Source organism: Pseudomonas sp. TH37 (assembly GCF_016650735.1).
Lineage (GTDB): Bacteria > Pseudomonadota > Gammaproteobacteria > Pseudomonadales > Pseudomonadaceae > Aquipseudomonas > Aquipseudomonas farris.
Genome location: NZ_JAEKFD010000007.1, coordinates 285,987 through 310,675, shown reverse-complemented (window position 1 = coordinate 310,675; position 24,689 = coordinate 285,987). Strand labels below are relative to the sequence as shown.

Sequence of the window (24,689 nt, the reverse complement as noted above, 5' to 3'; positions counted from 1 at the left end):
AGTCAGGCGCGCCAACGCCAGCGGGCCAGGGCCTTGATGACTTTCATCCAGAGTTTGCGAGTGACCACCACGATGGCGTTTCCAGGAGGGGATTGAACAGCGTCGGGCAACGTTATCTCAGCGGCCGGATCCAGGCAACCGGGAATTAGTTTGCGCAGATCATCGATCACCAGCGTCGGCAATTCTTCGGCAATCGGTCGACCATGGTTATAGCCGTAACTGAGGGCCACGCATTTGACCCCCGCAGCTTTCGCCGCCAGCACATCGCTGCGCGAGTCGCCGACGAACAACGATTGCGATGCCGGAATGTTGGCCATTTTCATCACGAAAAACAGCGCGGCCGGGTCAGGTTTCTTATTCGGCAGGGTGTCGCCACCGATGATCCATTTGAAATAGCGGCCGATCTTCATCTGATCCAGCAGCGGCGCGACAAAGCGCTCCGGCTTGTTGGTGATCAGCGCCATTTCGATGCCTTGTTTATTCAGCCACTTGAGGGTGTCACGCACGCCGGGGTAAACCACCGTCAAATCGTGACCGTCCTCATAAAAGCCGTTGAACAATTCCAGGGCATGCTCGGCCTCGACCTCATCGACGCCCTCGGCGTCGATGTGATTAGCCAAGGCCCGGCGCACGAGCATGTGCACCCCGTTGCCAACCCACTCCCGTACCGGTTCGATACCGGCAGGTTGACGCCCGAGTTTGAGCAGCATGTTATCCACAGCCGCCGCGAGATCAGGGACCGAATCGACCAGCGTGCCATCCAGATCGAACATCACCAGCCGCGGCAAACGCCCGGGGAACAGCTGCTCAAAACCACTCATGGACGAGCCAGCGCCAGTTCGGAGCGCATTTTTTCAATCACTTCCTGGTAGTTCGGCGCATTGAAGATTGCCGAGCCGGCCACGAAGGTGTCGGCGCCAGCAGCAGCGATTTCGCGAATATTGTTCACGTTCACCCCACCGTCGATTTCCAGACGAATGTCACGACCGGAGGCATCGATCAGCGCCCGCGCTTCACGCAACTTGTCGAGAGTGCCGGGAATGAACTTCTGCCCGCCGAAACCCGGGTTGACGCTCATCAGGAGGACCATGTCGACCTTGTCCATCACGTACTTGAGCACGTCCAGCGGGGTCGCCGGGTTGAACACCAGGCCTGCCTTGCAGCCGCCTTCGCGGATCAATTGCAGGGAACGGTCGACGTGCTGCGTGGCTTCCGGGTGGAAGGTAATGTAGGTCGCACCGGCTTCGATGAAGTCACCGACGATGCGGTCCACCGGGCTGACCATCAGGTGCGCGTCGATCGGCGCGGTCACGCCGTACTTGCGCAGCGCGGCGCAGACCATCGGGCCGATGGTCAGGTTGGGCACGTAGTGGTTGTCCATGACATCGAAGTGCACGAAGTCGGCGCCGGCGGCCAGGACGTTGTCCACTTCCTCGCCCAGGCGGGCGAAGTCGGCGGAGAGAATCGACGGAGCAATGACGAAGGGCTGCATGACGCACCTTTTTTGAGCAGAATCACGATGGCGCGCATTGTATACCTCATGCTTTGACGCGCGCACCGTGCTGCGATGATTGGGTACTAATAGGCCGCTCGGTAGATCTTCTCGATATCGACAGCACTCAACTTGCGCGGATTGTTGCGCATCAGGCGTTCGATGCCGGCGGCTTCCACGGCCATGGCCGGGATCGCGTCCTCGGGCACCCCGAAACTGTGCAGGCCCAGCGGGATTTCCACCGCCGCACACAACTCGGTCATCGCCTCCACGGCTTTGTCCGCCGCTTCGTTGGCGCTCAGCTGAGCGGTCTTCACCCCCATGGCCTCGGCAATATCCTGCATACGCTCCACGCAAGCCATCTTGTTCCAGGTCATGACATACGGCAGCAACAAGGCATTGCTGACGCCATGGGCAATGTTGAAACGCCCACCCAGCGGATACGCCAACGCATGCACCGCGCCGACCCCGGCATTGCCGAACGCCATGCCGGCCATCAGGCTGGCGGTGGCCATGTCTTCCCGGGCTTGCAGATGGGATGGATTGGCGTAGGCCTTGGGCAGCGCCTTGGTAATCAGCTTGATCGCGCCAATGGCCAGGGCATCGGTGATTGGCGAGGCATTAAGCGACAGGTAGGACTCGATGGCATGCACCAGCGCATCGACGCCACTGGCAGCGGTGACACTGCGCGGGCAGGTCAGGGTCATTTGCGGGCTGACCAGCGCCACGTCCGGCAACAGGTAATCGCTGACAATGCCTTTCTTCAGCTGCGCGACCTTGTCGGAGAGGATGGCCACGTTGGTCACTTCCGAACCGGTGCCAGCAGTGGTCGGGATGGCAATCAGCGGCGGGCCTTTGCGCGGTACCTGATCGACACCGAACAAATCCTCCAGCGCGCCGTGGTAACCGGCATAGGCTGCAACACTCTTGGCGATGTCGATGGCACTGCCGCCACCGAGGCCGATCAGTCCGTCATGCCCGCCTTCACGGTAAACCCGCATGCAATCTTCGACGATGGCGATTTCCGGGTCCGGCAACACCCGGTCAAAGATCTCGTAACTGCGCTCGCCCAGCTGCGCCAGCGCCAGCTCTACCGTGCCGGACTTGACCAGAGCGGCGTCGGTAACGATCAGCGGGTTGTCGACATCCAGGCGTGTGAGTTCAGCCGCCAGTTGCTCGATGGCACCTGCGCCGGTGATCAGTTTGTGAGCGATTTTGAAAGAGGAAAGACTCATGTGCGCAGCCTCTTATAGATAGGGGAGCTGGGCACAATAGTAGCTGGGGATTGGGGTTTGTCTGCTATTCAGATTGTGAATCACCGCAGATTCCGAAATTACCTTAAATCCCTGTGAGAGCGGGCTTGCCCGCGATGACGATGTATCAGTCAACATGAATGCTGAATGTAATGACGCCATCGCGGGCAAGCCCGCTCCCACATTTTTACCGCCTGTGGCTTCAGACCTGCGCGGTACGCAGTTTTTCGCTGCGCCCGCGCAGCCATTCCAGCGTCAGCAACAGGATCACCGAGAACGCAATCAACAGCGTCGCGGCAGCGGCGATCGTCGGGCTGAGGTTTTCGCGGATGCCGCTGAACATCTGCCGAGGCAAGGTCGCTTGCTCAGGACCGGCGAGGAACAGCGTCACCACCACTTCATCGAATGAAGTGGCGAAGGCAAACAGCGCACCAGAAATCACGCCCGGCGCAATCAACGGCAATGTCACCCGACGAAACGCGGTCAGCGGCGAAGCCCCCAGGCTTGCAGCGGCCCGTACCAGGTTCTGGTTAAACCCCTGCAAGGTCGCCGACACCGTGATGATCACAAACGGCACACCCAATACGGCGTGCACGACGATCAGCGAGATGTAGCTGTTGCCAAATCCCAGCGGGGCAAAGGTCAGGTAACTGGCCACACCAATGATCACTACCGGCACCACCATCGGCGAAATCACCAGCGCCATCACCAGCGGTTTGCCCGGGAAATCACCCCGGGTCAGGCCGATCGCCGCCAGCGTGCCGAAGATCATCGCCAGTACCGTCGCGGCCGGGGCCACGATCATGCTGTTCTTCAACGAACGCATCCATTCCGCAGAGGCAAAGAAGTCCTGGTACCAGTGCAGCGAGAAGCCTTGCAGCGGATAGACCAGAAAACTCCCCGAGTTGAACGACAGCGGAATGATCACCAGCACCGGCAGGATCAGGAACAACAAAATCAAGCCGCAGAGAATCCGCAAACCGTAGAACCACACCCGTTCGATGGGCGACATATAAGGACTCAGCATTTCATTCTCCCCTTAGCTCAGGCGCAGGCGACTGGCGCCCACCAGCCAGCTGTAAATCAGATAAAGCACCACGGTCGCCAGCAGCAACAGCCCACCGAGTGCGGTCGCCATGCCCCAGTTGATGCTGGTGTTGGTGTAGAAGGCGACGAAATAACTGACCATCTGATCGTTCGGGCTGCCCAGCAACGCCGGGGTGATGTAGTAGCCGATGGCGAGGATGAACACCAACAGGCAACCGGCGCCGACACCGGCATAGGTCTGCGGGAAGTACACCCGCCAGAAACTGGCGAACGGGTGGCAGCCGAGGGAAATCGCGGCGCGCATGTACGTCGGCGAGATGCCTTTCATCACGCTGTAAATCGGCAGAATCATGAACGGCAGCAGAATGTGCACCATCGAGATGTAGACCCCGGTGCGGTTGAACACCAGCTCCAGCGGCTTATCGATAATGCCCATGGCCATCAGACCGCTGTTGATGAGGCCGCCTGATTGCAGCAACACGATCCACGCGGCGACCCGCACCAGAATCGAGGTCCAGAACGGCAACAGCACCAGAATCATCAACAGGTTGCTTTGCCGCGATGGCAGGTTCGCCAGCAGGTAAGCCAACGGATAGGCCAGCACCAGGCAAATCACGGTGATGATCAGGCCCATCCAGAAGGTCCGGGCAAAGATATCGAGGTAGATCGCCTGATCGGGGGTGGCCGGGGCCACTTCGCCGAGGTCGTCGATACGGTGGTCGACGGCGGCCAGCAGGTAATAAGGCGTGATGTTACTGGTGTTGCGACGCACGACCTGCCAATAGGCCGGGTCGCCCCAACGCTCGTCCAGCGCTTCCAGCGCTTCTTTATAAGAAGCCGGCTCCGTGGCGAATGGCAAGGCGCGTGCGGTTTTGGTCAACAGGCTGCGGTAGCCGGCCAACTCCATGTTCAAGCGCTTGGACAAGTCGCCCAAGGTTTGATTTTTGCGGGCTTCGGCGAGGTCTTCGCTGGCAGCCTTGTACACAGGCTCTGCCGGCAGGCCTCGGCCATCCCAACTGGCGATGGCAGCCACGGTGCGCGGCATGGCGCCGACCACTTCCGGGTTACCGACGCTTTTGTAGAGCAGCGCCACGATCGGCACCAGGAACACCAGCAACAGAAACAGCACCAACGGCGCGATCAAGGCTTGTGCTTTCCAGCGGTTGATCCGCTCGGCGTGCTTGAGCCGCTGCTTCAAGGTGGGGTCAGTGCCCGCGTTCACGGGAACGGCGATAGCCATGGCGTACTCCGGAAATCTTTGGTCATTGCAAAGGTGGCAAACGCCGCCTCGAACTTTTGGTGCTGATCGTTCCCACGCTCTGCGTGGAAACGCATCCAGTGACGCTCTGCGTCACAGGGACGCGGAGCGTCCCGGGCGGCATTCCCACGCAGAGCGTGGGAACGATCATCCGGTGAACCGTCGTCCCGTGTAGCGTGGTTACTTGGCAGCCCAGGAATTGAAGCGCTGTTCCAGTTGCTCGCCGTTGTCAGCCCAGAAGCTGACGTCGATCTGCACCTGGTTGGCGATGTTTTCCGGGGTGGTCGGCATATCCTTCAGAACATCCTTGGCCAGCAATGGCACGGCTTGGGTGTTGGCCGGGCCGTAAGCGATGTTTTCCGAATAAGTCTTCTGTTGCTGCGGTTGCACCGAGAACGCGATGAATTTCTTCGCCGCTTCAGCACGGGTTTTATCCAGGCCTTTTGGAATCGCCCATGCGTCGAAGTCGTAGATACCGCCGTTCCACACCACTTTCAGGTTGCTTTCTTTCTGTACCGCCGCGATCCGGCCGTTGTAGGCCGAGCTCATGACCACGTCACCGGAGGCGAGGTATTGCGGCGGTTGCGCGCCGGCTTCCCACCACTGAATGCTTGGCTTGAGCTCATCAAGTTTCTTGAACGCGCGATCCTGACCGTCTTTGCCGGCCAGCACTTTGTAGACGTCTTTCGGTGCAACACCATCGGCCATCAAGGCGAATTCCAGGGTGTACTTGGCGCCTTTACGCAGGCCGCGTTTGCCCGGGAATTTCTTGGTGTCCCAGAAATCCACCCAGCTGGTCGGAGCGGTTTTCAGTTTGTCGGCGTTGTAGGCCAGCACGGTCGACCACACGAAGAAGCCCACGCCGCACGGCTGGATAGCGCCTTTGACGTAGTCTTCGGTCTTGCCGAATAGCGCAGGATCGAGTTGCTCGAACATGTCTTCGTCGCAACCACGGGACAGTTCTGGCGATTCAACTTCCACCAGGTCCCAGGACACGCTCTTGGTGTCGACCATGGCTTTGACCTTGGCCATCTCACCGTTGTATTCGCCAGCAACGATCTTGCCGTTGCCCGCCGCTTCCCACGGTGCGTAAAAGGCTTTGGCCTGCGCCGCCTTGTTCGCCCCGCCAAAGGACACCACAGTCAGGTCCGGGCCCGCCGCCATCGCGTGCGCCGCACCCATCATCCCTATTGCCAAAGCGATAGCGTTAAATGAGCCGGTGCATTTCAGGGATTTCAACATTTATTGTTCTCCACGTGCAGGGTTGGTGTTGGTGAAGCAGGGGGGGCGATCAATGCGCCTCTAAAAGTGGGTCGAGCGCGCGAACGTGTTCGACCTGCCAGCCAAGCGGTACCACATCGCCGACGGCGAGCGCGGGATCGAGCTCGGCAATCGGTTGTTTCACAAAGAAGTCGGTCTTGCCGCAGACTTCCAGGCGAACCCGGACGTGGTCGCCCAGATAGATGAATTCCGCCACCCTCCCTGAGAAGCGGTTGACGCAGGACTCGCTCGAACCATTGAGGCTCACGCGCTCCGGGCGAATCGACAGCGTGACGGGTTCGCCGGTCTTGCCGACATTGACCGCCAGGGCTTCAACCTTTTCACCGCGGCCGAGCTCAACCACGCAGCGGTCGCCGGTGTGGCTGTGCAAGCGGCCATTGAGACGGTTGTTCTCGCCGATGAAGTTGGCGACGAAGGTGTTTTTCGGCTCTTCATAGAGGGAGCGCGGTGGTGCGATCTGCTGGATTTCACCTTGATGGAAAACCGCCACACGGTCGGACATGGTCAGGGCTTCGCCCTGGTCGTGGGTCACGTAGACCACGGTCACGCCGAGGCGCTGGTGCAGGTGTTTGATTTCCATCTGCATGTGTTCACGCAGTTGTTTGTCCAGTGCACCGAGGGGTTCATCCATCAGCACCAGTTGCGGTTCGAACACCAACGCACGGGCCAAGGCCACACGCTGTTGCTGGCCGCCGGACAGTTGCGCCGGATAACGCTGGGCGAAGGTGTCGAGCTGAACCATGCTCAAAACACGTTTGACCCGGTCACTGACATCGCTCTTGTTCAAACCGCGCACGGTCAGCGGGAACGCCAGGTTCTCGGCGACCGTCATGTGCGGAAACAATGCATAGTTCTGGAACACCATGCCGATGTCGCGCTTATGCGGCGGCACGTTGTTGATGGAACGCCCGGCCAGTTGGATTTCGCCGGCGGTCGGCGTTTCGAAACCGGCGAGCATCATCAGACTGGTGGTCTTGCCGGAGCCGGACGGCCCGAGCAAGGTGAGGAATTCGCCTTTGCGAATCTCCAGGTTGAGGTCTTTGACGATCAGGTTCTCGCCGTCGTAGCTCTTTTGCACTCCACGAAAGCTGACCAGAATATCGCTGGCCCCTGCGCTTGAATCAACCTGGCTCATACCCACACCTTTGTTATTGATGACTGCTGTGGACTAAGCCTAGTGGACGCTGGGAGCGGCGCAAATCGGGGCGCAGGAGAGAATCGCCTCAGCCGGATGGAAGATTGGGGGTAGGGATTGCCCTACAAGGATGGCGGGGATGGATATGTCGATTCGGGATCGCGACAGGCGGTGAGCTGTAAGCCACAAAAACAGGCAAAAGCGGCTTTGTGTGCATGTCGCAAATGGACATGCCACCGCGGTCCTGGGAGCGGGCTTGCCCGCGATGACGGTGGAACATTCAAAATCCTATCGACTGACAAACCGCAATCGCGGGCAAGCCCGCTCCCACAGGGATTTGCAGTGAACCCGTGGATGGGGTGTATCAGAGGAGTTTGTGTTCCATCGCGTACTTCACCAGTTCGGCCAGGGAGGTGATGTTGAGTTTCTGCATCAGCCGCGCCTTGTGGGTGCTGATGGTTTTGCTGCTCAGGGCCAGCTGCTGGGCGATGTCGTTGACGTTGGCGCCTTGGGCCAGGCGTTCGAATACCGAGAACTCACGCTCCGACAGCAACGAGTGCAACGGCCGTGAATCAGTCAGGCCGACTTCGAAGACCATCCGGTCGGCCAGGTCCGGGTCGATGTATCGTCCGCCCGCCGCGACTTTGCGGATTGCCGTCAGCAGCAATGCCGGATCGCTGTCCTTGGTCGCATAGCCTGCGGCGCCAACCTTTAACGCTCGTGCGGCCATTTGCGCTTCGTCGTGCATCGACAACACCAGAATCGCCGGGGGATTGTTCAGCGCGCGAATCCGCGGGATCGCTTCCAGGCCATTGACCCCGGGCATGGAGATATCCAGCAACACCACTTCGCAGGGAACATGGCGCAAGGTCTCGAGTAACTGCTCGCCATTGCTCGCCTCCCCTACCACCAGCAAGTCCTTGGCCAGGCCGATCAATTGCTTGATGCCTTCGCGAACGATGGTGTGGTCTTCGGCTACCAGTACTCGGATCACTTGCCTCTCCTCAATAATTGCCTTGTCGCCGAAAAGATCGCAGCCTTCGGCAGCGCCTACAGGGATACGCGTTCGGCGTAGGAGCTGCCGAAGGCTGCGATCTTTTAGCGGTCCAGTGGCACTCGCACACTCAGGGTCGTGCCCTCCCCCGGCTCACTCTCAAGCGACAACTGCCCGCCCATGATCAACACCCGCTCACGCATGCCGACCACACCGAAGGATGTCGGCCTGCCAGTGGCGGCGACAAATCCTACGCCATCATCGCTGACCGTCAGACAGAGTTCATCGCCCTCAAGGGTCAGCGTCAGTTCAACAGTATGCGCCTGGGCGTGGCGCATGACATTGGTCAGCGCTTCCTGAAGGATCCGGAACAGCCCGATGGCCTTGGCATCACTGAGCACCGGCAAGTTATCCGGCACTTGTACCAGGCACGGGATCTGCGTGCGCGCCTCGAACCTCCGCGCCTGCCACTCGATGGCCGAGGCGATCCCGGCATCGAGAATCGGTGGCCGTAGCGCCGTGGCCACATCACGCACCAGCTGAAACAATTGAGCGATCAGCCGCTTCATGCTGTTCAAGCGCTCGTGCAGACCTGGGTCGAGCTGGGCGTAGGCCAGTTCGCACATGGACGTTTCCAGCTTCAGCACGGTCAACATCTGACCCAACTCGTCGTGAACTTCCCGGGCGATGCGGGCCTTTTCCTCTTCCCGCACGCTCTCCAGGTGCGCGGACAATTCGCGCAATTGCTCGCGGGAGCTGGCCAGCTCCAGCTCGATGCGCTTGCTCTCGGTGATGTCCCAGACGATCCCGTCCCAGACATAGGCGCCGTCTTCAAGCCGGCGGGTAATAGCCTTGATCTCGGCCCAGCGCTGTTCGCCCTGACGGGTCAGAATCCGACCCTGCCACGACCAGTCACTGTCGGTGTCCAGTGCATGGTCTTGAGTCTGGTGATAACTGGCCTTGTCATCCGGATGCACCAGGCTGCGCAGGCCTTTGTCCCGATGGGCCAAAGTAGCCGGCGAGTACCCCACCAGGCTCTCGCTGCCTTCACTGATGTAGGCAAAGTCGATCTGCCCCGTCACTGGCGCGCGCTCCAGACGAAAGACCAGGCCGGGGACGTTGGCGGCGATCCCTTGCAGCCGCGCCTCGCTTTCCTGCAATGCGGCCAGGGCGCGACGGCGCTCAGTGACGTCATTGAGGTAAACCACCAGGTACTCGCCATCGCGAAAACGCAAGAAGCTCAACGAAACATCCGCCGGCAGAATACTGCCGTCCGCTCGCACGCAATTGGTTTCGAAACTTTGCGGCCCTTCTTCACTGGCCCGAGCGCGTTTCCACAGGCTCAGCCAGCGGTCCATGTGCAAACCGGGCTCGAAGTCGATCAATGGCCGATCAATGATCCCGCCCGCCGGGTAGCCGAGCATGGTTTCGGCCGCTCGGTTGGCGTAGCGCACATGGCTGTCCCAGTTGACCCAGAGGATGCCGACAGTGCTCTGATCGATGGAAAACTGTGTGAGGCGCAAGGCTTCTTCGCTGGCCTCGCGCAGGGCAATGTCTTCGCGCGCCGCCAGCAATCGCTGCTCCAGACTGTGTTGTTGGCGACGCTGCCAAAACACAATGGCCATGCAGCTCAGCAGCAACACCACCAAGAGCAGGCTGAGGTTTTGCCAAAAACCCGGCGACTCGGACAGCCGCGGATACTTGGGTTGCAGCCATTGATTGTGCAGTTGTTCAAGGTCCTTGGCCGGGATCGCCCGTAGCGCGCTTTCGACGATGCCGGCCAACTCCGGCCAGTCCCGGCGCGTGGCCACTCGCAGCAGTTGCGGGAAACCGATATCGCCCACCACGACCAGCCCGGAGAACTCAGGCTCGGCAGACAGACGCCCGAACTGCGCTTCATCGACCACGGCGTAACCGGCCTGCTGACTCAACAACAGTTGCAGCGCCTGACGCTCCAGAGGCACGCCTTGCAGGTTCAGATGGGGATAATTGCTGCGCAGATAATCGGCGGTGACGCTGGGCATGCGCACGGCGACGCGGGTCTGGCTGTCGAGCTTTTCCAGCTCTACTGCACCGGTGCTCTTCTGGTCGCTGACCACCAGTTGCGGCACCCGCATGTAAGGGTCGGAAAATTGCCAGAACCGCAAACCTGCGGGGGTTTGCGTCAGCCCCGGTGCGATATCGATGTCACCTTCACGCGCCGCGGCTTCCAGTTGTGCAAGATCAGGATAATTACGCCAGCTCAGTTCAATCTTGAGCGCCTTGGCCAGCCACTTCATCAGCTCGACGTTAACCCCGGACAGGCGCTGCAAGCGGCGATCGTATTGGGCATAGGGCGTTTGCAACACCACCCCGACTCGCAACTCGCCATGCTGCGCCAGCCATTGCTGTTGCGCTGGCGACAGGTGCACGACGTGCGCCGGTGGCGCGGGCGCCGCCCAGCCCATCAAGGGAAACCATAAACAGCCGATAACCCACAGGCAGCGAAAATGCATCATCGAAGTCTCACACACTGACAAATACTGACCAACCCATTAGGCTGCCGGATTAACTTCTGGCCTGGAATATCCGATGCCCCCTGTCTACCGCCTGGCACTGCCAGCATTGTGCCTGTCGTTGATCCTGCCTTGCGCGTTTTCTGTCGAGGCGGCTGACCCGGCACCTGCCGCTGCGGAAAAACCCGCAGAAGAAAAACCGGTTGAACGCCAGCCGCTGCTTGAGCGTAGTCAGGAAGAAGCGGCAGCACTTGAGCGAAAAATCCCGGCGCAGGAACAGCAACAACTGCAAGCCGGCACCGACAGCTTCCTCGCCTTGTGGAAACCGGCCAATACCGCCGAACCCAAAGGCGCGGTGATTATCATCCCTGGCGCCGGTGAAACCGTTGACTGGCCGCAAGCAATCAGCCCATTGCGGCGCAAGTTGCCGGACGTCGAGTGGAGCAGCCTGAGTATTACCTTGCCGGACCTGCAAAGCGAAGCCATTGCGCCACGTATCGTTGAAGTGGCGCCAGCGCCCAAAACGCCTGATGCCGACAGCAAAGACTCCACGACTGCGGCGCCCATCGAACAGGCGGCCGGCGGCGAAGCGGATGTGGCCGACAAGGCCATCGTCGAAACCACCGAAGAACAGGCCAAAGCCGACGCGGAGCGAATCTTCGCCCGCATCGATGCCGCCATCGCCTACGCCGAACAGCAAAGTGCTCGCAGTATCGTCGTGTTGGGCCATGGGACCGGCGCTTACTGGGCCGCACGTTATCTGAGCGAGAAGCAGCCATCGCAAGTCGAGAAGTTGGTGATGGTCGCCGCTCAGACGCCTGTTACAGCGACGCCGGGGCTGGCTGAGCTCACGCCCACCTTGAAGCTGCCTACCGCAGATATCTTCTATATGGATAAGCCGGGGGATCGTAACGCGGCGCTGGAACGTTTACAGGCCAGCAAACGCTTGAAAATGTCGGGGTTCAGTCAGGTTTCGCTCAAGGCGCTGCCGGGGAATGCCAAGGCCGAGCAAGAGCAATTGGTCCGTCGTGTACGGGGTTGGTTGAATCCTCAACCAGCGGCGGACTGATAGACCGAGTCGCTCTCATCGCGGGCAAGCCTCGCTCCCACAGGATTTGAGTCGTACGCAATTTTTGCTATCGACATAAAACCTGTGGGAGCGAGGCTTGCCCGCGATGGCGGCATCACTAGCGACACAAACCTTACTTGCTAACGAAAATCCCGCCGTTCTCGAATCAACGTATAGGCAGTATGCAATTCACGAGTCTTGTCCGTGGCCTCGCGAACCTGCAACGCTGTCGCACCGCTGCCGGCAATCTTGTCCGGGTGGTGACGACTGAGCAGGCGTCGATAGGCGCGCTTGATTTGCGCCGGCTCACTGGTCGCCGACACGCCCAATAGCCGCAAGGCGTCTTGATAAGTTACAGCGCTGTTGATCGATGGGCGTTTCTGCGGCTCATAGTCAGTCGCCAAGGCCTGTACCTGCTGCCGCGTCCACCCCAGCCATTTGCCCCACTGGGCAATCAGCTCGCGCTCACTGCTACCGGCGCGGCCATCGGCCCAGACCATCCGCCAACAGGCACGCAACACCCCTTCCGCCGCATGGGGTTGAGCACTCAGGCGTCGCAGATAACCGCGCAACCGGTCATGTCCCGACTTACCACGATTGAACGCCGCAATCGCGCGACGTTGCGCCGATTCGGTCATCTCCAGCGAGCGCATTTCCTGCCGCGCCTGCTGGATGTGCCCATCCACTACCCGCCCATCGCTCTTGGCCAATCGGCCCAGCAACACGAACAGCAGTTCATCGTTGCGCAGCACCGAGCGACCACCGAATTTTTCCCATAAATGCGCCCAGCTCTGCAGGTGCAAGCGCCGATCCAGCGCCTGTCCCAATAAAGCACCGAGCATGGCCCCCGGAATGCTGGCTATGGCAAAGCCCGCTCCGGCTCCAATCAGAGTCCCTGGCCACAACATGTCAGCGTCTCGCTTCTATCAGGGTTTCTACTTCAGCCAGGCGTTCGTGGGTGCCGACATCCACCCAATGCCCGTTCAGGCGTTCGCCGGTCACTTGCCCGTCAGCCATGGCTTTGCGCAGCAGCGGCGCAAGCTTGAAGGCACCGGCCGAGCAACCGTCAAACAGCTGCGGGTGCAGCACAGCGATGCCGCTGTAGGTCAGGGTCGATGTATCCGGCCGACCGTCCTGCACATGGCCATCGACCAAAGTGAAATCTCCACTCGGGTGATGCGCCGGATTGTCCGCCAATACGAGATGAGCAAGCCCGACGATGGGCTGATGCAACACGCTGAAATCGTAATCGGTCCAGATGTCACCGTTGACCACCACAAAGGCCTCGTCACCCAACAACGGCAATGCACGGAAAATACCGCCACCGGTTTCCAGCGGCTCACCTTCCGCCGAGTACTGAATGCTCACGCCATACCGCGAGCCATCGCCCAGGTAATCCTCGATCTGCTGACCGAGCCAGGCATGGTTGATCACGATCTCGGTAAACCCTGCAGCCGCCAACGCCCCCAAGTGATATTCGATCAGGGGCACTCCGCCGGCGCGAACCAGCGGTTTTGGCGTGGTCAGGGTCAGCGGACGCATGCGCTCGCCTTTACCCGCGGCCAGAATCATGGCCTTCATGCCGTCGCTCCAGCACGCAGACTGGCCAGCAATTCACCCAGTTCCGCCAGTTCAGGGCGACGGGCGATGACCGCGTCTATATAAGCAAAGAAGCGCGGCACATCGCCGAGGTAGCGCGGCTTGCCGTCGCGATGGCAGATACGGGCGAAAATGCCGATGACTTTCAGGTGCCGTTGCACGCCCATCAGGTCGCTGGCACGCAGGAAATCTTCGAAGTCAGGCTGCACCGGGATGTCGAGCGCACCGGCTTGCTGCCAGTAATCTTCCAGCCAGCCACGCACGCGCTCTTCAGGCCAACTGAGGAACGCATCCTTGAACAGGCAGGTCACGTCATAAGTTACCGGGCCATAAACCGCGTCCTGAAAATCCAGCACGCCGGGATTCGGCTCGCTGAGCATCAGGTTGCGCGGCATGTAGTCGCGATGCACCAGGACTTTTGGCTGAGCCAGGGCGCTGTCGATCAGCAAGTCGCTGACCTGTTGCCAGAGCGTTTGCTGCGTCGAGTCGAATTCGATACCCAGTTCGCGCTTCACGTACCACTCGGGGAACAGTTCCAGTTCACGACGCAGCAGTGCCACGTCATAACTTGGCAGCGGCGCCACCATCGGCAACTGCTGGAAAGCCAGCAGCGCTTGCAGGGCATCCTTGAACAAATCGTCGGCGTTTTCGCTGTCGATCACGTCCAGGTAAGTCTTGTTGCCCAGGTCATTGAGCAAAAGAAAACCACGTTCGAGGTCTTCGGCATAAATTTTCGGCACGTTTATTCCGGATTTCGCCAGCAGAAAAGCGATATCCACGAAGGGTTTGCAGTTTTCCTGGGGCGGCGGCGCGTCCATCACGACGAAACTTCTGTCTGCGCCTTCCCAGCGGAAATAGCGCCGAAAACTCGCGTCGCTACTGGCCGCAGTCAACGTGGCCGGGGGCACGGTGCCCCAACCTTGTTCTGCGAAGAGGATAGCCAACTGTTCATCGAGCCAAACTTTCAGGTGTTGCAAGCGTACATCTTGGTCAGGCATTGCAAGGGTCTCCGACGGCGCTAGCCGTCAAGCGGGTCATGCTTTATTATCCAGCATCTTTTTCAGACCATCGAGAGGCGTGCGGCCCACACCGCGGGCAGATGGCACGCAGGAAGCCCGGACTAATAAGATGGCATTGAAATCCCCCGCGTTTCGTAAAAAATTTCCGTTGTTGGTCACCGGCAGTCTGCTGGCCCTGCAACCTCTAGCCACTTCGTTCGTGGTCGCCGCGGAACAGTATGACTGCTCAGTCTCTGCTTCGGGTGCCTGGGACTGTGCGCCAAAGGCACCGGCTGCTGCATTGCCGCCACGCCCCGTCCATGACGGCAGCGCAGTTTCCGCCACTGGCGAAGCCCCGGCGGACACCGCAGACACCGGCGCCAAACCCGTACTGGTCACCGAGTCCAAGGGCCGCGGCCTGAAGTCGCGTAGTGAAGACTACAGCCACCTCGACTGGGTTCCGCGCGAGAAGCTCACTGCAGCGCAATTGGCCGAAACCGGTCCTTACTGCTCTGGTTCCTATATCGAACCGATTCGTCCTGGCATGAATGACAAGACGAATAAAAGTGACGCTCCAACCTTTCTCGGCGCCAAAGCCTCTCGCTATAAGCAGGATGAACAAGTCGCGACTCTGGCCGGTGACGTGGTCATGCGTCAGGGCAGCATGCAGGCCGAAGCCGACGAAGCGAACCTGTACCAGGCCGAGAGCCGTGGCGAACTGAGCGGCAACGTCCGCGTTCGCGACAACGGCGCACTGATCGTGGGCGACCACGCCGACGTGCAACTCGACACCGGTGAAGCCAAGGTCGACAACGCCGAATACGTGATGCACAAATCCCGTATCCGCGGTAACGCGCTGTACGCCAAACGTGCCGAGAACGCGATCATCCGCCTCAAGGATGGTACGTACACCACGTGCGAACCGGACAGCAACGCCTGGCAGCTCAAGGGCAATAACATCACCTTGAACCCGGCGACCGGTTTCGGTACTGCGACCAACGTGACACTGCGGGTCAAGGACATTCCGGTTCTGTACACGCCGTATATCTACTTCCCGATCGACGACCGTCGCCAGTCCGGCTTCCTGCCGCCGACCATTGGCACCGGCAGCGATACCGGCTTCCTGCTGGTCACCCCGTATTACTTCAACCTGGCCCCGAACTACGATGCCACGTTGTACCCGCGCTACATGAGCAAGCGTGGCCTGTTGATGGAAGGCGAATTCCGCTACCTGACCAAGTCCAGCGAAGGTCAGTTCGGCGCCGCGTACCTCAACGACGAGAACGACGATCGCAAGCTGCAGACCGACTACGATAAAACCCGCTACATGTACAACTGGCAGCATAAGGGTGGTCTGGACTCGCGCGTAATGACTCAGGTCGATTACACCAAGATCAGCGATCCGTATTACTTCCAGGATCTGCAGACTGATCAGATTGGTGTGAAAAGTGCCGATTTCGTGAATCAGCAAGGTTCTGTCACCTATCGCGGCGACAGCTACACCGCTCGTTTGAATGCCCAGGCTTATCAGCTGGCGACCGTTTCGAACATCACGCCGTATGATCGTTTGCCGCAGATCAACTTCTATGGCGCGCTGCCCTATCACCCGGGCGGCCTTGATTTCGATTACGAGAGCGAAATCGTCCGGTTCGACCGTGACTTGAAAAATGGCAACTACGTAAACGAAGATGGCACCGTCGCACCACGACTTGATAACAACGTGACCGGCCTGGTTCGCGCTACCGGCGACCGTTTGAATCTCAAGCCGGGCGTCAGTCTGCCGTTGAACTGGACCTATGGGTTCTTGAAGCCGTCTCTGAAATATCAGTACACCCAGTATCAACTGGACCTGGACAGCACCGGCAAGAATCAAATCGTTGCTCAGCAAAACGCAGCAGCGGCCGCAGGCACCGATTACGTCGGTGGTGAGTTCGGCAGCAACCAAAATCGCGGCGTACCGATCGCGAGCATCGACAGCGGCCTGTACTTCGATCGCAACACCCAATGGTTCGGCAAGAACTATCGCCAGACCCTGGAACCGCGCCTGTTCTATCTCTATGTTCCTGAGACTAACCAGGAAGACATCCCTGTCTTCGATACTAGCGAATACACCTTCAACTACGCCTCGCTGTTCCGCGACAACCGCTTCTCCGGCTCCGACCGTGTCGGCGACGAAAACAAACTGTCGCTGGGCATCACCAACCGCTGGATTGAAGAAAACGGTTTCGAGCGTCAACGCATCAGCGTCGGCCAGGCTTTGTACTTCAAGGACCGCGAAGTCCAGTTGCCGGGTATCGATGGAAAAACCCGCGACGATGCACAAGCCAAAGTTTCACCGTACGCGCTGGAATACGAATACCGCTGGAACCGCGATTGGCGCACCACCGCCGATTACAACTGGGACCCGGACAGCCGCAGCCCTCGCTCGGGCAGCGCGATGTTCCACTACCAGCCTGAAGACAACCCGAACAAGGTCATCAACGCCGGTTATCGCTATCGCAATGACCAGGTTCGTTATGACCAGAACACCGGCAAATGGGCGGTAGGCGGTGGTGACTACGGAACCCCGGGCACTCCTGGCTACGTGAAGGACTACTACAAGATCCAGCAGCACGACTTCTCGGTGATCTGGCCGGTTGTGCCGCAATGGAACGTCATCAGCCGCTGGCAGTACGACTACAACCGCAACCGTACCCTGGAAGCCTTCGGTGGTTTCGAGTACGACAACTGCTGCTGGAAACTGCGCCTGATCAACCGTTACTGGGTTGACTATGACGAAACCAGTCAAAACGCTCCGCAAAACGAAAAAGGCGACCATGGCGTCTTCCTCCAAATTGTTCTGAAGGGACTCGGCGGCCTCACCGGCGCCAAAGTAGAGAGCTTCCTCGACAAAGGCATCCAAGGTTATCGTGAACGTGAAGACCAAGCTTTCTGATTGTCTGCGCCCGCTGATGCTGGGCGCGCTGTTCCTGGGTACCGCAGCCAACGCCGCGGTACAGTCCATCGATAAAGTGGTGGCCATCGTCGACAACGACGTGGTCATGCAGAGCCAACTGGACCAGCGTGTTCACGAAGTTCAGCAAACCATCGCCAAACGCGGTGCTGCCGTACCGCCTGCAGGCGTGCTGGATCAGCAGGTGCTCGAGCGTCTGATCGTCGAAAACCTGCAACTGCAGATCGGCGAGCGTTCCGGTATCCGCATTACCGATGAAGAACTGAACCAGGCTGTCGGCACCATTGCTCAGCGCAACAACATGTCGATCGAACAATTCCGCTCCGCTTTGGCTCGCGACGGCCTGTCTTATGACGACGCTCGTGACCAGATCCGCCGCGAAATGATCATCAGCCGTGTACGTCAGCGCCGTGTAGCTGAACGCATCCAGGTGTCCGAGCAGGAAGTGAAGAACTTCCTGGCGTCCGACCTGGGCAAGATGCAGTTGTCCGAAGAGTTCCGTCTGGCCAACATTCTGATTCCTACGCCGGAAAGCGCCAACTCCGACGCGATTCAGAATGCAGCCAAACAAGCTGACGCGGTTTACCAGCAGCTCAAGCAAGGCGCTGACTTCGGTCAGTTGGCAATCGCCAAATCCGCCAGCGAAACCGCGCTGGAAGGCGGCGACATGGGCTGGCGTAAAGCCGCTCAACTGCCACCTCCGTTCGATCGCCTGCTGGGCACCATGGCAGTGGGTGACGTGACCCAGCCAATGCGTACACCGGGCGGCTTCATCATTTTGAAGATCCTCGACAAGCGTGGCGGGGAAGCCCAGGTGCGTGACGAAGTGCATGTGCGTCACATCCTGGTCAAACCAAGCCCGATCCGCGACGAAGAAAAAACCAAAGCCTTGGCTCAATCGCTCTACTCCCGTATCGAAGCGGGCGAAGATTTCGGTGAGCTGGCGAAAAGCTTCTCGGAAGACCCGGGTTCCGCTCTCAACGGTGGCGACCTTAACTGGATCGACCCGAATGCACTGGTGCCTGAATTCCGCGAAGTGATGGCCAAGACCCCGCAAGGTCAGCTGTCCAAGCCGTTCCAGACTCAATACGGCTGGCACGTTCTGGAAGTCCTTGGCCGCCGCGCCACCGACAGCACTACCCAGGCCCGTGAGCAGCAAGCGATGACCGTACTGCGTAACCGCAAATACGACGAAGAGCTGCAAACCTGGCTGCGTCAGATCCGTGACGAAGCGTATGTAGAAATCAAGCTCCCTGGTGCAGACCAGGCAACGCAGTGAAACCCAAGCGTTTCGCGTTGACCCCCGGCGAACCGGCCGGCATAGGTCCTGACCTGTGCCTGCTGCTCGCCTCGCAAGCCCAGCCACACCCTCTGATTGCCATTACCAGCCGCGACCTGCTCATCGAGCGGGCCGCGCAGCTGGGCGTGGTTGTCGATCTGCTGTCGGTAACGCCAGACAGCTGGCCAGATATTCCGGCCCCGGCCAACAGCCTGTATGTGTGGGATACGCCGCTTAACGCCAAGGTCATCGCCGGGCAACTGGACAAAGCCAATGCGGCTTTCGTTCTGGAAACCCTGACGCGTGCTGGCCAGGGCTGCCTGGACGGGGATTTCGCCGGCATGATCACCGCCCCTGTGCACAAGGGCGTGATCAATGAATCCGGAATCGCCTTTTCCGGGCACACGGAGTTTCTCGCTGACCTGACTCATACTGCGCAAGTGGTAATGATGCTCGCCACCCGCGGCTTGCGCGTGGCATTGGTCACCACTCACCTGCCCCTTCGCGAGATTGCCGATGCAATCACACCGGAGCGCCTGGAGCGGGTCACGCGGATCCTGTACGCCGACCTGCAAGAAAAATTCGGCATCGCCCAGCCACGCATCCTGGTTTGCGGGCTTAACCCGCACGCCGGTGAAGGCGGTCACCTGGGCCATGAAGAAATCGACATCATCGAACCTACATTAGAGCGCCTGCGCGGCGAGGGCATGGACCTTCGCGGCCCCCTACCCGCCGACACTCTGTTTACCCCCAAATATCTGGAGCACTGCGACGCGGTGCTGGCGATGTACCACGACCAGGGCCTGCCCGTGCTGAAATACAAAGGCTTCGGCGCGGCAGTCAACGTGACCCTCGGCTTGCCGATCATCCGCACATCGGTCGACCACGGCACCGCCCTGGATCTGGCCGGTAGCGGCAAAATCGACACCGGCAGCCTGCAAGTCGCCCTGGAAACCGCCTACCAGATGGCCGAGACCCGTTTATGACCGAGCATTACCAACACCGGGCGCGCAAGCGCTTCGGCCAGAACTTCCTGCACGATGCCGGCGTTATCGACCGCATCCTGCGTTCCATTCACGCCAAACCCGAAGACCGTCTGCTGGAAATCGGCCCGGGCCAGGGGGCATTGACCGAAGGCCTGCTCAACAGCGGCGCCCAACTGGACGTAGTGGAGCTGGACAAGGACCTGATCCCGATCCTCAACCAGCAGTTCGCCAGCAAGAGCAATTTCCACCTGCATCAGGGCGACGCGCTGAAGTTCGACTTCAACAGCCTGAACGCCGCGCCGAACAGCCTGCGAGTGGTCGGCAACCTGCCTTACAACATCTCTACGCCGCTGATTTTTCATCTGCTGCACAACGCCAGCCTGATTCGTGACATGCACTTCATGCTGCAAAAGGAAGTGGTCGAGCGTCTGGCGGCGGGGCCTGGTGGCGGTGACTGGGGTCGCCTGTCGATCATGGTTCAGTACCATTGCCGGGTCGAACATCTGTTCAACGTTGGCCCGGGCGCATTCAATCCGCCGCCGAAAGTCGATTCGGCCATCGTGCGTCTGGTGCCTCATGCGGTACTTCCGCATCCAGCCAAAGATCACAAACTGCTGGAGCGCGTCGTGCGCGAAGCCTTCAACCAGCGCCGCAAAACATTGCGCAACACTCTCAAACTCCTGCTGAGCAACGCCGAAATCGAAGCCGCCGGCGTCGATGGCAGCCTGCGCCCCGAACAGCTCGATCTGGCTGCCTTCGTGCGCTTGGCCGACAAGCTCAGCGAACAGGTCCTACAAAAGCCTGCCACCGACTGACAGGCGATGAGCGCTATCGGGTAGGACGCCACTCTGGTCTACTACCCGATACTTGGCCTAGACTGAGATCCATCAGTTACGCCCCGCGTCCCGCTTCGTTTTTAAGGCCTTTTGCATGTCCGATCCTCGTTATCAGGTCGACGTCAGCGTCGTCACCCGCTATCTGGCAGAACAATCGCAACCCGAGCAAAATCGCTTTGCCTTCGCCTACACCATTACCGTGCAGAACAATGGCCTGGTACCCGCCAAACTGCTTTCACGGCACTGGGTGATCACCGACGGTGACGGGCATGTCGAGGAGGTTCGCGGTGCAGGCGTCGTCGGCCAACAACCGTTGATCGACGTGGGCAAGAGCCACACTTACAGCAGCGGCACTGTCATGACGTCCAAAGTCGGTACGATGCAGGGCACTTATGAAATGGTCGCCGAGGACGGTAAGCACTTCGACGCCATCATCGCGCCGTTTCGTCTGGCGGTACCCGGAGCCCTGCACTGATGGCGACGTATGCCGTCGGCGACTTGCAAGGTTGCCTTGAACCGCTGCAATGCCTGCTCAAGCAAGTCGCCTTCGACCCTGCCCGGGACCGTCTGTGGCTGGTGGGCGACCTCGTCAACCGAGGCCCACAATCGCTGGAAACCTTGCGCTTCCTCTATAGCCTGCGCGAATCGCTGATCTGCGTGCTCGGCAACCATGACCTGCACTTGCTGGCCGTCGGGCAAAACATCGAACGCCTGAAGAAGGCCGACACGCTACGCGAGATTCTTGAAGCACCCGATTGCGGGGAGCTGCTGGAGTGGGTTCGGCAACAAAAGCTCATGCATTACGACGAACAGCGCGATATCGCCCTGGTCCATGCCGGCATCCCGCCTCAATGGTCGCTGCGCAAAGCCTTGAAGTGCGCCGCAGAAGTCGAAGATGCCCTGCGCGACGACAACCGCTTCGCGCCTTACCTTGACGGCATGTACGGCAATGAACCGGTGAAATGGGACAACGACCTCAAAGGCGCGGCGCGCTTGCGAGTCATCACCAACTATTTCACCCGGATGCGTTTTTGCACCAGCGACGGCAAGCTTGATCTCAAGGGCAAGGAAGGCATCGACACCGCACCACCGGGCTATGCGCCGTGGTTCACCCACAAGGAGCGCAAGACCAAGGGCCTGAAGATCATCTTCGGCCACTGGGCGGCGCTCGAAGGCCAGTGCAACGAGCCGGGTCTGTTTGCGCTCGACACCGGTTGCGTCTGGGGTGGCGCCATGACCCTGATGAACGTCGACACCGGCGAGCGCCTGCAATGTAAATGCGACGCCCACGGCCATACTCGGCCGGCTGTCGCCGCCTCTATTCCCGAACAAACGTCAGCCAGCGCCCCGCGCTAGACTGCGCTTTCAGCCGAGCCACAGGAGCCCGCCATGAGCGAATTCAAACGTATCCCCCCAGAACAGGCCCAGGCCCTGCGCGAACAAGGCGCGGTGGTGGTCGATGTCCGCGACCCGGCAACGTTTGCCGCGCTGCACATTGCCGGCTCGAAGCATCTGGACAACCATTCCCTGCATGCTTTCATTCAGGGCGCTGACCTGGACGCGCCAACGGTAGTGGTCTGCTATCACGGCAATTCCAGCCAAGGCGCGGCCGCTTACCTGATCAGTCAGGGCTTCTCCGACGTCTACAGCATGGATGGCGGTTTTGAGCTGTGGCGTACGACCTATCCTTCGGAAACAGCGCAAGGCACTTCCGAATAATTTTTTTCAAGGCGCGCAAGGCCCGGCCCCCGTGGGCTCGCGCGCTGGCTGACGAACGGTCTGCCACAACTAATTACTTATTGCGCCTTTACCTTCAAGATTCCGAACTATCCTTAAGCGCAGGCCATCCAAAACAGGGGAGAGCCGGTACACCGGCGCGCGGGTCATCGGGAGTAGCTTTCAGGGTTGATACCCTGGAGGTGTTCTGGGGGGTAAACAGCAACTGCATATTCAGTTGCTTGCCAGCATCGACTGACTGATCCGGCGTCGGCTCCACGTATCGAGCGAGGTGACGTCATGAGTATCTTTAGCCACTTCCAACAACGCTTCGAGTCCACGCGCCAGGAAGAACTCTCTCTGCAAGAGTACCTGGAGCTATGCAAAAAGGACCGCAGCGCCTACGTTTCCGCAGCAGAGCGACTTTTGCTGGCCATCGGTGAACCGGAGCTGCTCGACACCTCGACCAACTCGAGGCTGTCGCGAATCTTTTCCAATAAGGTGATCCGCCGCTATCCGGCCTTTGAAGACTTCCACGGGATGGAAGAATGCATCGACCAGATCGTGTCGTATTTCCGCCATGCCGCTCAGGGTCTGGAAGAAAAGAAACAGATCCTCTACCTGCTGGGCCCTGTCGGTGGCGGTAAATCGTCCCTGGCCGAAAAGCTCAAACAACTGATCGAGAAAGTGCCCTTCTACGCAATCAAGGGCTCGCCGGTTTTCGAGTCGCCCCTGGGTCTGTTCAACGCCACCGAAGATGGCGCGATCCTCGAAGAAGACTTCGGCATTCCCCGGCGCTATCTCAATACCATCATGTCGCCATGGGCAACCAAGCGCCTGGCCGAATTCGGCGGCGATATCAGCCAGTTCCGCGTGGTGAAACTCTATCCGTCGATCCTCAACCAGATTGCGGTCGCGAAAACCGAGCCGGGAGATGAAAACAACCAGGACATCTCGGCACTGGTGGGCAAGGTCGATATTCGCAAACTGGAAGAGTTTCCGCAGAACGACGCCGATGCCTACAGCTACTCGGGGGCGCTGTGCCGGGCCAACCAGGGCCTGATGGAGTTCGTCGAAATGTTCAAGGCACCGATCAAGGTGCTGCACCCATTGCTGACGGCCACCCAGGAAGGCAACTACAACAGTACCGAAGGTCTGGGGGCGATTCCGTTTACCGGGATCCTGCTGGCCCACTCCAACGAATCGGAATGGCACACCTTCCGTAACAACAAGAACAACGAAGCATTCATCGACCGGATCTATATCGTCAAAGTGCCGTACTGCCTGCGCGTCAGTGACGAAGTGAAGATCTACGACAAGCTTCTGTTCAACAGCTCGCTGGCCAAGGCCCATTGCGCGCCCGACACCCTGAAAATGCTCGCTCAGTTCACCGTGCTCTCGCGCCTCAAGGAGCCGGAAAACTCCAACATCTACTCCAAGATGCGCGTGTATGACGGCGAAAACCTCAAGGACACCGATCCGAAGGCCAAGTCGATCCAGGAATACCGCGATGCAGCCGGTGTCGACGAAGGCATGAACGGTCTGTCAACCCGCTTCGCCTTCAAGATTCTGTCGAAGGTCTTCAACTTCGATCCGCACGAAATCGCCGCCAACCCGGTGCATCTGCTCTACGTGCTGGAACAACAGATCGAGCAGGAACAGTTCCAGGCGGAGACCCGCGAACGCTATCTGCGCTTCCTGAAAGAGTACCTGGCGCCGCGTTATATCGAATTCATCGGCAAGGAAATCCAGACTGCCTACCTCGAGTCTTACAGCGAGTACGGTCAGAACATCTTCGATCGCTACGTGCTGTACGCCGACTTCTGGATTCAGGATCAGGAATACCGCGATCCGGAAACTGGCGAGATCCTCAACCGCGTAGCCCTGAACGAGGAACTGGAGAAAATCGAAAAACCGGCAGGCATCAGCAATCCGAAGGATTTTCGCAACGAAATCGTCAACTTCGTACTGCGCGCCCGAGCCAACAACAACGGCAAGAACCCAACCTGGCTCAGCTACGAAAAACTGCGGGTGGTCATCGAGAAGAAAATGTTCTCCAACACCGAGGACTTGCTGCCGGTCATCAGCTTCAACGCCAAGGCCAGCAAAGAGGACCAGCAGAAGCACAACGACTTCGTCACACGGATGGTCGAGCGGGGCTACACCGACAAACAGGTACGACTGCTGTCCGAGTGGTACTTGCGGGTCAGAAAATCACAGTAACCCGCTGCCGGTCAGACCGGTTGTCGTTAGCCCGAGGCCTGTTTACGCTTTTTCTGTTACACAGGCCTCTGGAGG

Annotated in this window: 21 protein-coding genes; 9 read left to right on the top strand and 12 right to left on the bottom strand. The window is 59.5% G+C overall.

The features are described from left to right. Positions 1 to 2: 2 nt before the first annotated feature. The 9 genes from JFU11_RS19540 to JFU11_RS19500 form a co-directional block, all read right to left on the bottom strand. Complete coding sequence (locus JFU11_RS19540) at positions 3 to 821, bottom strand: phosphoglycolate phosphatase (RefSeq protein WP_201061861.1); 819 nt, start codon at positions 819 to 821, stop codon at positions 3 to 5. Further along, a complete protein-coding gene (rpe, locus tag JFU11_RS19535) occupies positions 818 to 1,492 on the bottom strand; it encodes a ribulose-phosphate 3-epimerase (protein WP_052967174.1) in 675 nt (224 codons plus the stop codon). The genes JFU11_RS19540 and rpe overlap by 4 nt, the downstream gene beginning before the upstream one ends. 86 nt (positions 1,493 to 1,578) lie before the next feature. Then, the gene (locus tag JFU11_RS19530; protein ID WP_201061860.1) at positions 1,579 to 2,727 is read right to left on the bottom strand and encodes an iron-containing alcohol dehydrogenase; all 1,149 of its coding nucleotides are present in this window, start codon (positions 2,725 to 2,727) and stop codon (positions 1,579 to 1,581) included. A gap of 220 nt (positions 2,728 to 2,947) precedes the next feature. After that, complete coding sequence (locus tag JFU11_RS19525; protein ID WP_008147216.1) at positions 2,948 to 3,772, bottom strand: ABC transporter permease; 825 nt, start codon at positions 3,770 to 3,772, stop codon at positions 2,948 to 2,950. Between the two features lie 12 nt (positions 3,773 to 3,784). Next, on the bottom strand, positions 3,785 to 5,032 hold the full coding sequence (locus tag JFU11_RS19520; protein ID WP_052967171.1) for an ABC transporter permease: 1,248 nt from the start codon (positions 5,030 to 5,032) through the stop codon (positions 3,785 to 3,787). Positions 5,033 to 5,230: 198 nt separating this feature from the next. Continuing rightward, entirely contained in the window at positions 5,231 to 6,292 is a 1,062-nt protein-coding gene (locus tag JFU11_RS19515; protein WP_123719565.1) for an ABC transporter substrate-binding protein, read from the bottom strand. Positions 6,293 to 6,341: 49 nt separating this feature from the next. Further along, the gene (locus tag JFU11_RS19510; RefSeq protein ID WP_052967169.1) at positions 6,342 to 7,466 is read right to left on the bottom strand and encodes an ABC transporter ATP-binding protein; all 1,125 of its coding nucleotides are present in this window, start codon (positions 7,464 to 7,466) and stop codon (positions 6,342 to 6,344) included. 364 nt (positions 7,467 to 7,830) lie between these two features. Then, the gene (locus JFU11_RS19505; RefSeq protein ID WP_003210977.1) at positions 7,831 to 8,460 is read right to left on the bottom strand and encodes a response regulator transcription factor; all 630 of its coding nucleotides are present in this window, start codon (positions 8,458 to 8,460) and stop codon (positions 7,831 to 7,833) included. Positions 8,461 to 8,564: 104 nt separating this feature from the next. Further along, the gene (locus JFU11_RS19500) at positions 8,565 to 10,958 is read right to left on the bottom strand and encodes a sensor histidine kinase (RefSeq protein ID WP_123719566.1); all 2,394 of its coding nucleotides are present in this window, start codon (positions 10,956 to 10,958) and stop codon (positions 8,565 to 8,567) included. Between the two features lie 73 nt (positions 10,959 to 11,031). Between JFU11_RS19500 and JFU11_RS19495 the strand changes: the two genes are divergently transcribed. Further along, complete coding sequence (locus JFU11_RS19495; RefSeq protein WP_201061859.1) at positions 11,032 to 12,024, top strand: alpha/beta hydrolase family protein; 993 nt, start codon at positions 11,032 to 11,034, stop codon at positions 12,022 to 12,024. A 140-nt stretch (positions 12,025 to 12,164) separates the two neighbouring features. Here JFU11_RS19495 and JFU11_RS19490 read toward each other — a convergent pair whose 3' ends face one another. From JFU11_RS19490 to JFU11_RS19480, 3 genes are read right to left on the bottom strand one after another with little or no spacing between them, the layout of a single operon-like run. Next, a complete protein-coding gene (locus tag JFU11_RS19490) occupies positions 12,165 to 12,932 on the bottom strand; it encodes a TerB family tellurite resistance protein (protein WP_123719568.1) in 768 nt (255 codons plus the stop codon). A 1-nt stretch (position 12,933) separates the two neighbouring features. Further along, positions 12,934 to 13,605: an N-acetylmuramate alpha-1-phosphate uridylyltransferase MurU gene (murU, locus tag JFU11_RS19485; RefSeq protein ID WP_201061858.1), complete on the bottom strand. Its 672-nt coding sequence runs from the start codon at positions 13,603 to 13,605 to the stop codon at positions 12,934 to 12,936. Next, positions 13,602 to 14,621 carry a phosphotransferase gene (locus JFU11_RS19480; protein WP_201061857.1) on the bottom strand — a complete coding sequence of 340 codons (1,020 nt, stop codon included), beginning with the start codon at positions 14,619 to 14,621 and terminating at the stop codon, positions 13,602 to 13,604. The genes murU and JFU11_RS19480 overlap by 4 nt, the downstream gene beginning before the upstream one ends. A gap of 130 nt (positions 14,622 to 14,751) precedes the next feature. Here JFU11_RS19480 and JFU11_RS19475 point away from each other — a divergent pair, with 130 nt between their 5' ends. From JFU11_RS19475 to JFU11_RS19440, 8 genes are all read left to right on the top strand, one after another. Further along, complete coding sequence (locus JFU11_RS19475; RefSeq protein ID WP_201061856.1) at positions 14,752 to 17,556, top strand: LPS-assembly protein LptD; 2,805 nt, start codon at positions 14,752 to 14,754, stop codon at positions 17,554 to 17,556. After that, the gene (surA, locus tag JFU11_RS19470) at positions 17,537 to 18,853 is read left to right on the top strand and encodes a peptidylprolyl isomerase SurA (RefSeq protein WP_201061855.1); all 1,317 of its coding nucleotides are present in this window, start codon (positions 17,537 to 17,539) and stop codon (positions 18,851 to 18,853) included. Before JFU11_RS19475 ends, surA begins: the two co-directional genes overlap by 20 nt. After that, positions 18,850 to 19,839 carry a 4-hydroxythreonine-4-phosphate dehydrogenase PdxA gene (gene pdxA, locus JFU11_RS19465; RefSeq protein WP_201061854.1) on the top strand — a complete coding sequence of 330 codons (990 nt, stop codon included), beginning with the start codon at positions 18,850 to 18,852 and terminating at the stop codon, positions 19,837 to 19,839. The genes surA and pdxA overlap by 4 nt, the downstream gene beginning before the upstream one ends. Further along, complete coding sequence (rsmA, locus tag JFU11_RS19460) at positions 19,836 to 20,654, top strand: 16S rRNA (adenine(1518)-N(6)/adenine(1519)-N(6))-dimethyltransferase RsmA (RefSeq protein ID WP_052967160.1); 819 nt, start codon at positions 19,836 to 19,838, stop codon at positions 20,652 to 20,654. The genes pdxA and rsmA overlap by 4 nt, the downstream gene beginning before the upstream one ends. A gap of 115 nt (positions 20,655 to 20,769) precedes the next feature. Continuing rightward, positions 20,770 to 21,150, top strand: a complete 381-nt coding sequence (gene apaG, locus JFU11_RS19455; protein ID WP_008067418.1) for a Co2+/Mg2+ efflux protein ApaG — start codon at positions 20,770 to 20,772, stop codon at positions 21,148 to 21,150. After that, complete coding sequence (locus tag JFU11_RS19450; protein WP_123719573.1) at positions 21,150 to 22,031, top strand: symmetrical bis(5'-nucleosyl)-tetraphosphatase; 882 nt, start codon at positions 21,150 to 21,152, stop codon at positions 22,029 to 22,031. The genes apaG and JFU11_RS19450 overlap by 1 nt, the downstream gene beginning before the upstream one ends. A gap of 33 nt (positions 22,032 to 22,064) precedes the next feature. Beyond that, complete coding sequence (gene glpE / locus JFU11_RS19445) at positions 22,065 to 22,394, top strand: thiosulfate sulfurtransferase GlpE (RefSeq protein WP_030130002.1); 330 nt, start codon at positions 22,065 to 22,067, stop codon at positions 22,392 to 22,394. A 297-nt stretch (positions 22,395 to 22,691) separates the two neighbouring features. Then, on the top strand, positions 22,692 to 24,614 hold the full coding sequence (locus JFU11_RS19440) for a PrkA family serine protein kinase (RefSeq protein WP_007904259.1): 1,923 nt from the start codon (positions 22,692 to 22,694) through the stop codon (positions 24,612 to 24,614). The last annotated feature ends 75 nt before the right edge of the window (positions 24,615 to 24,689 follow it).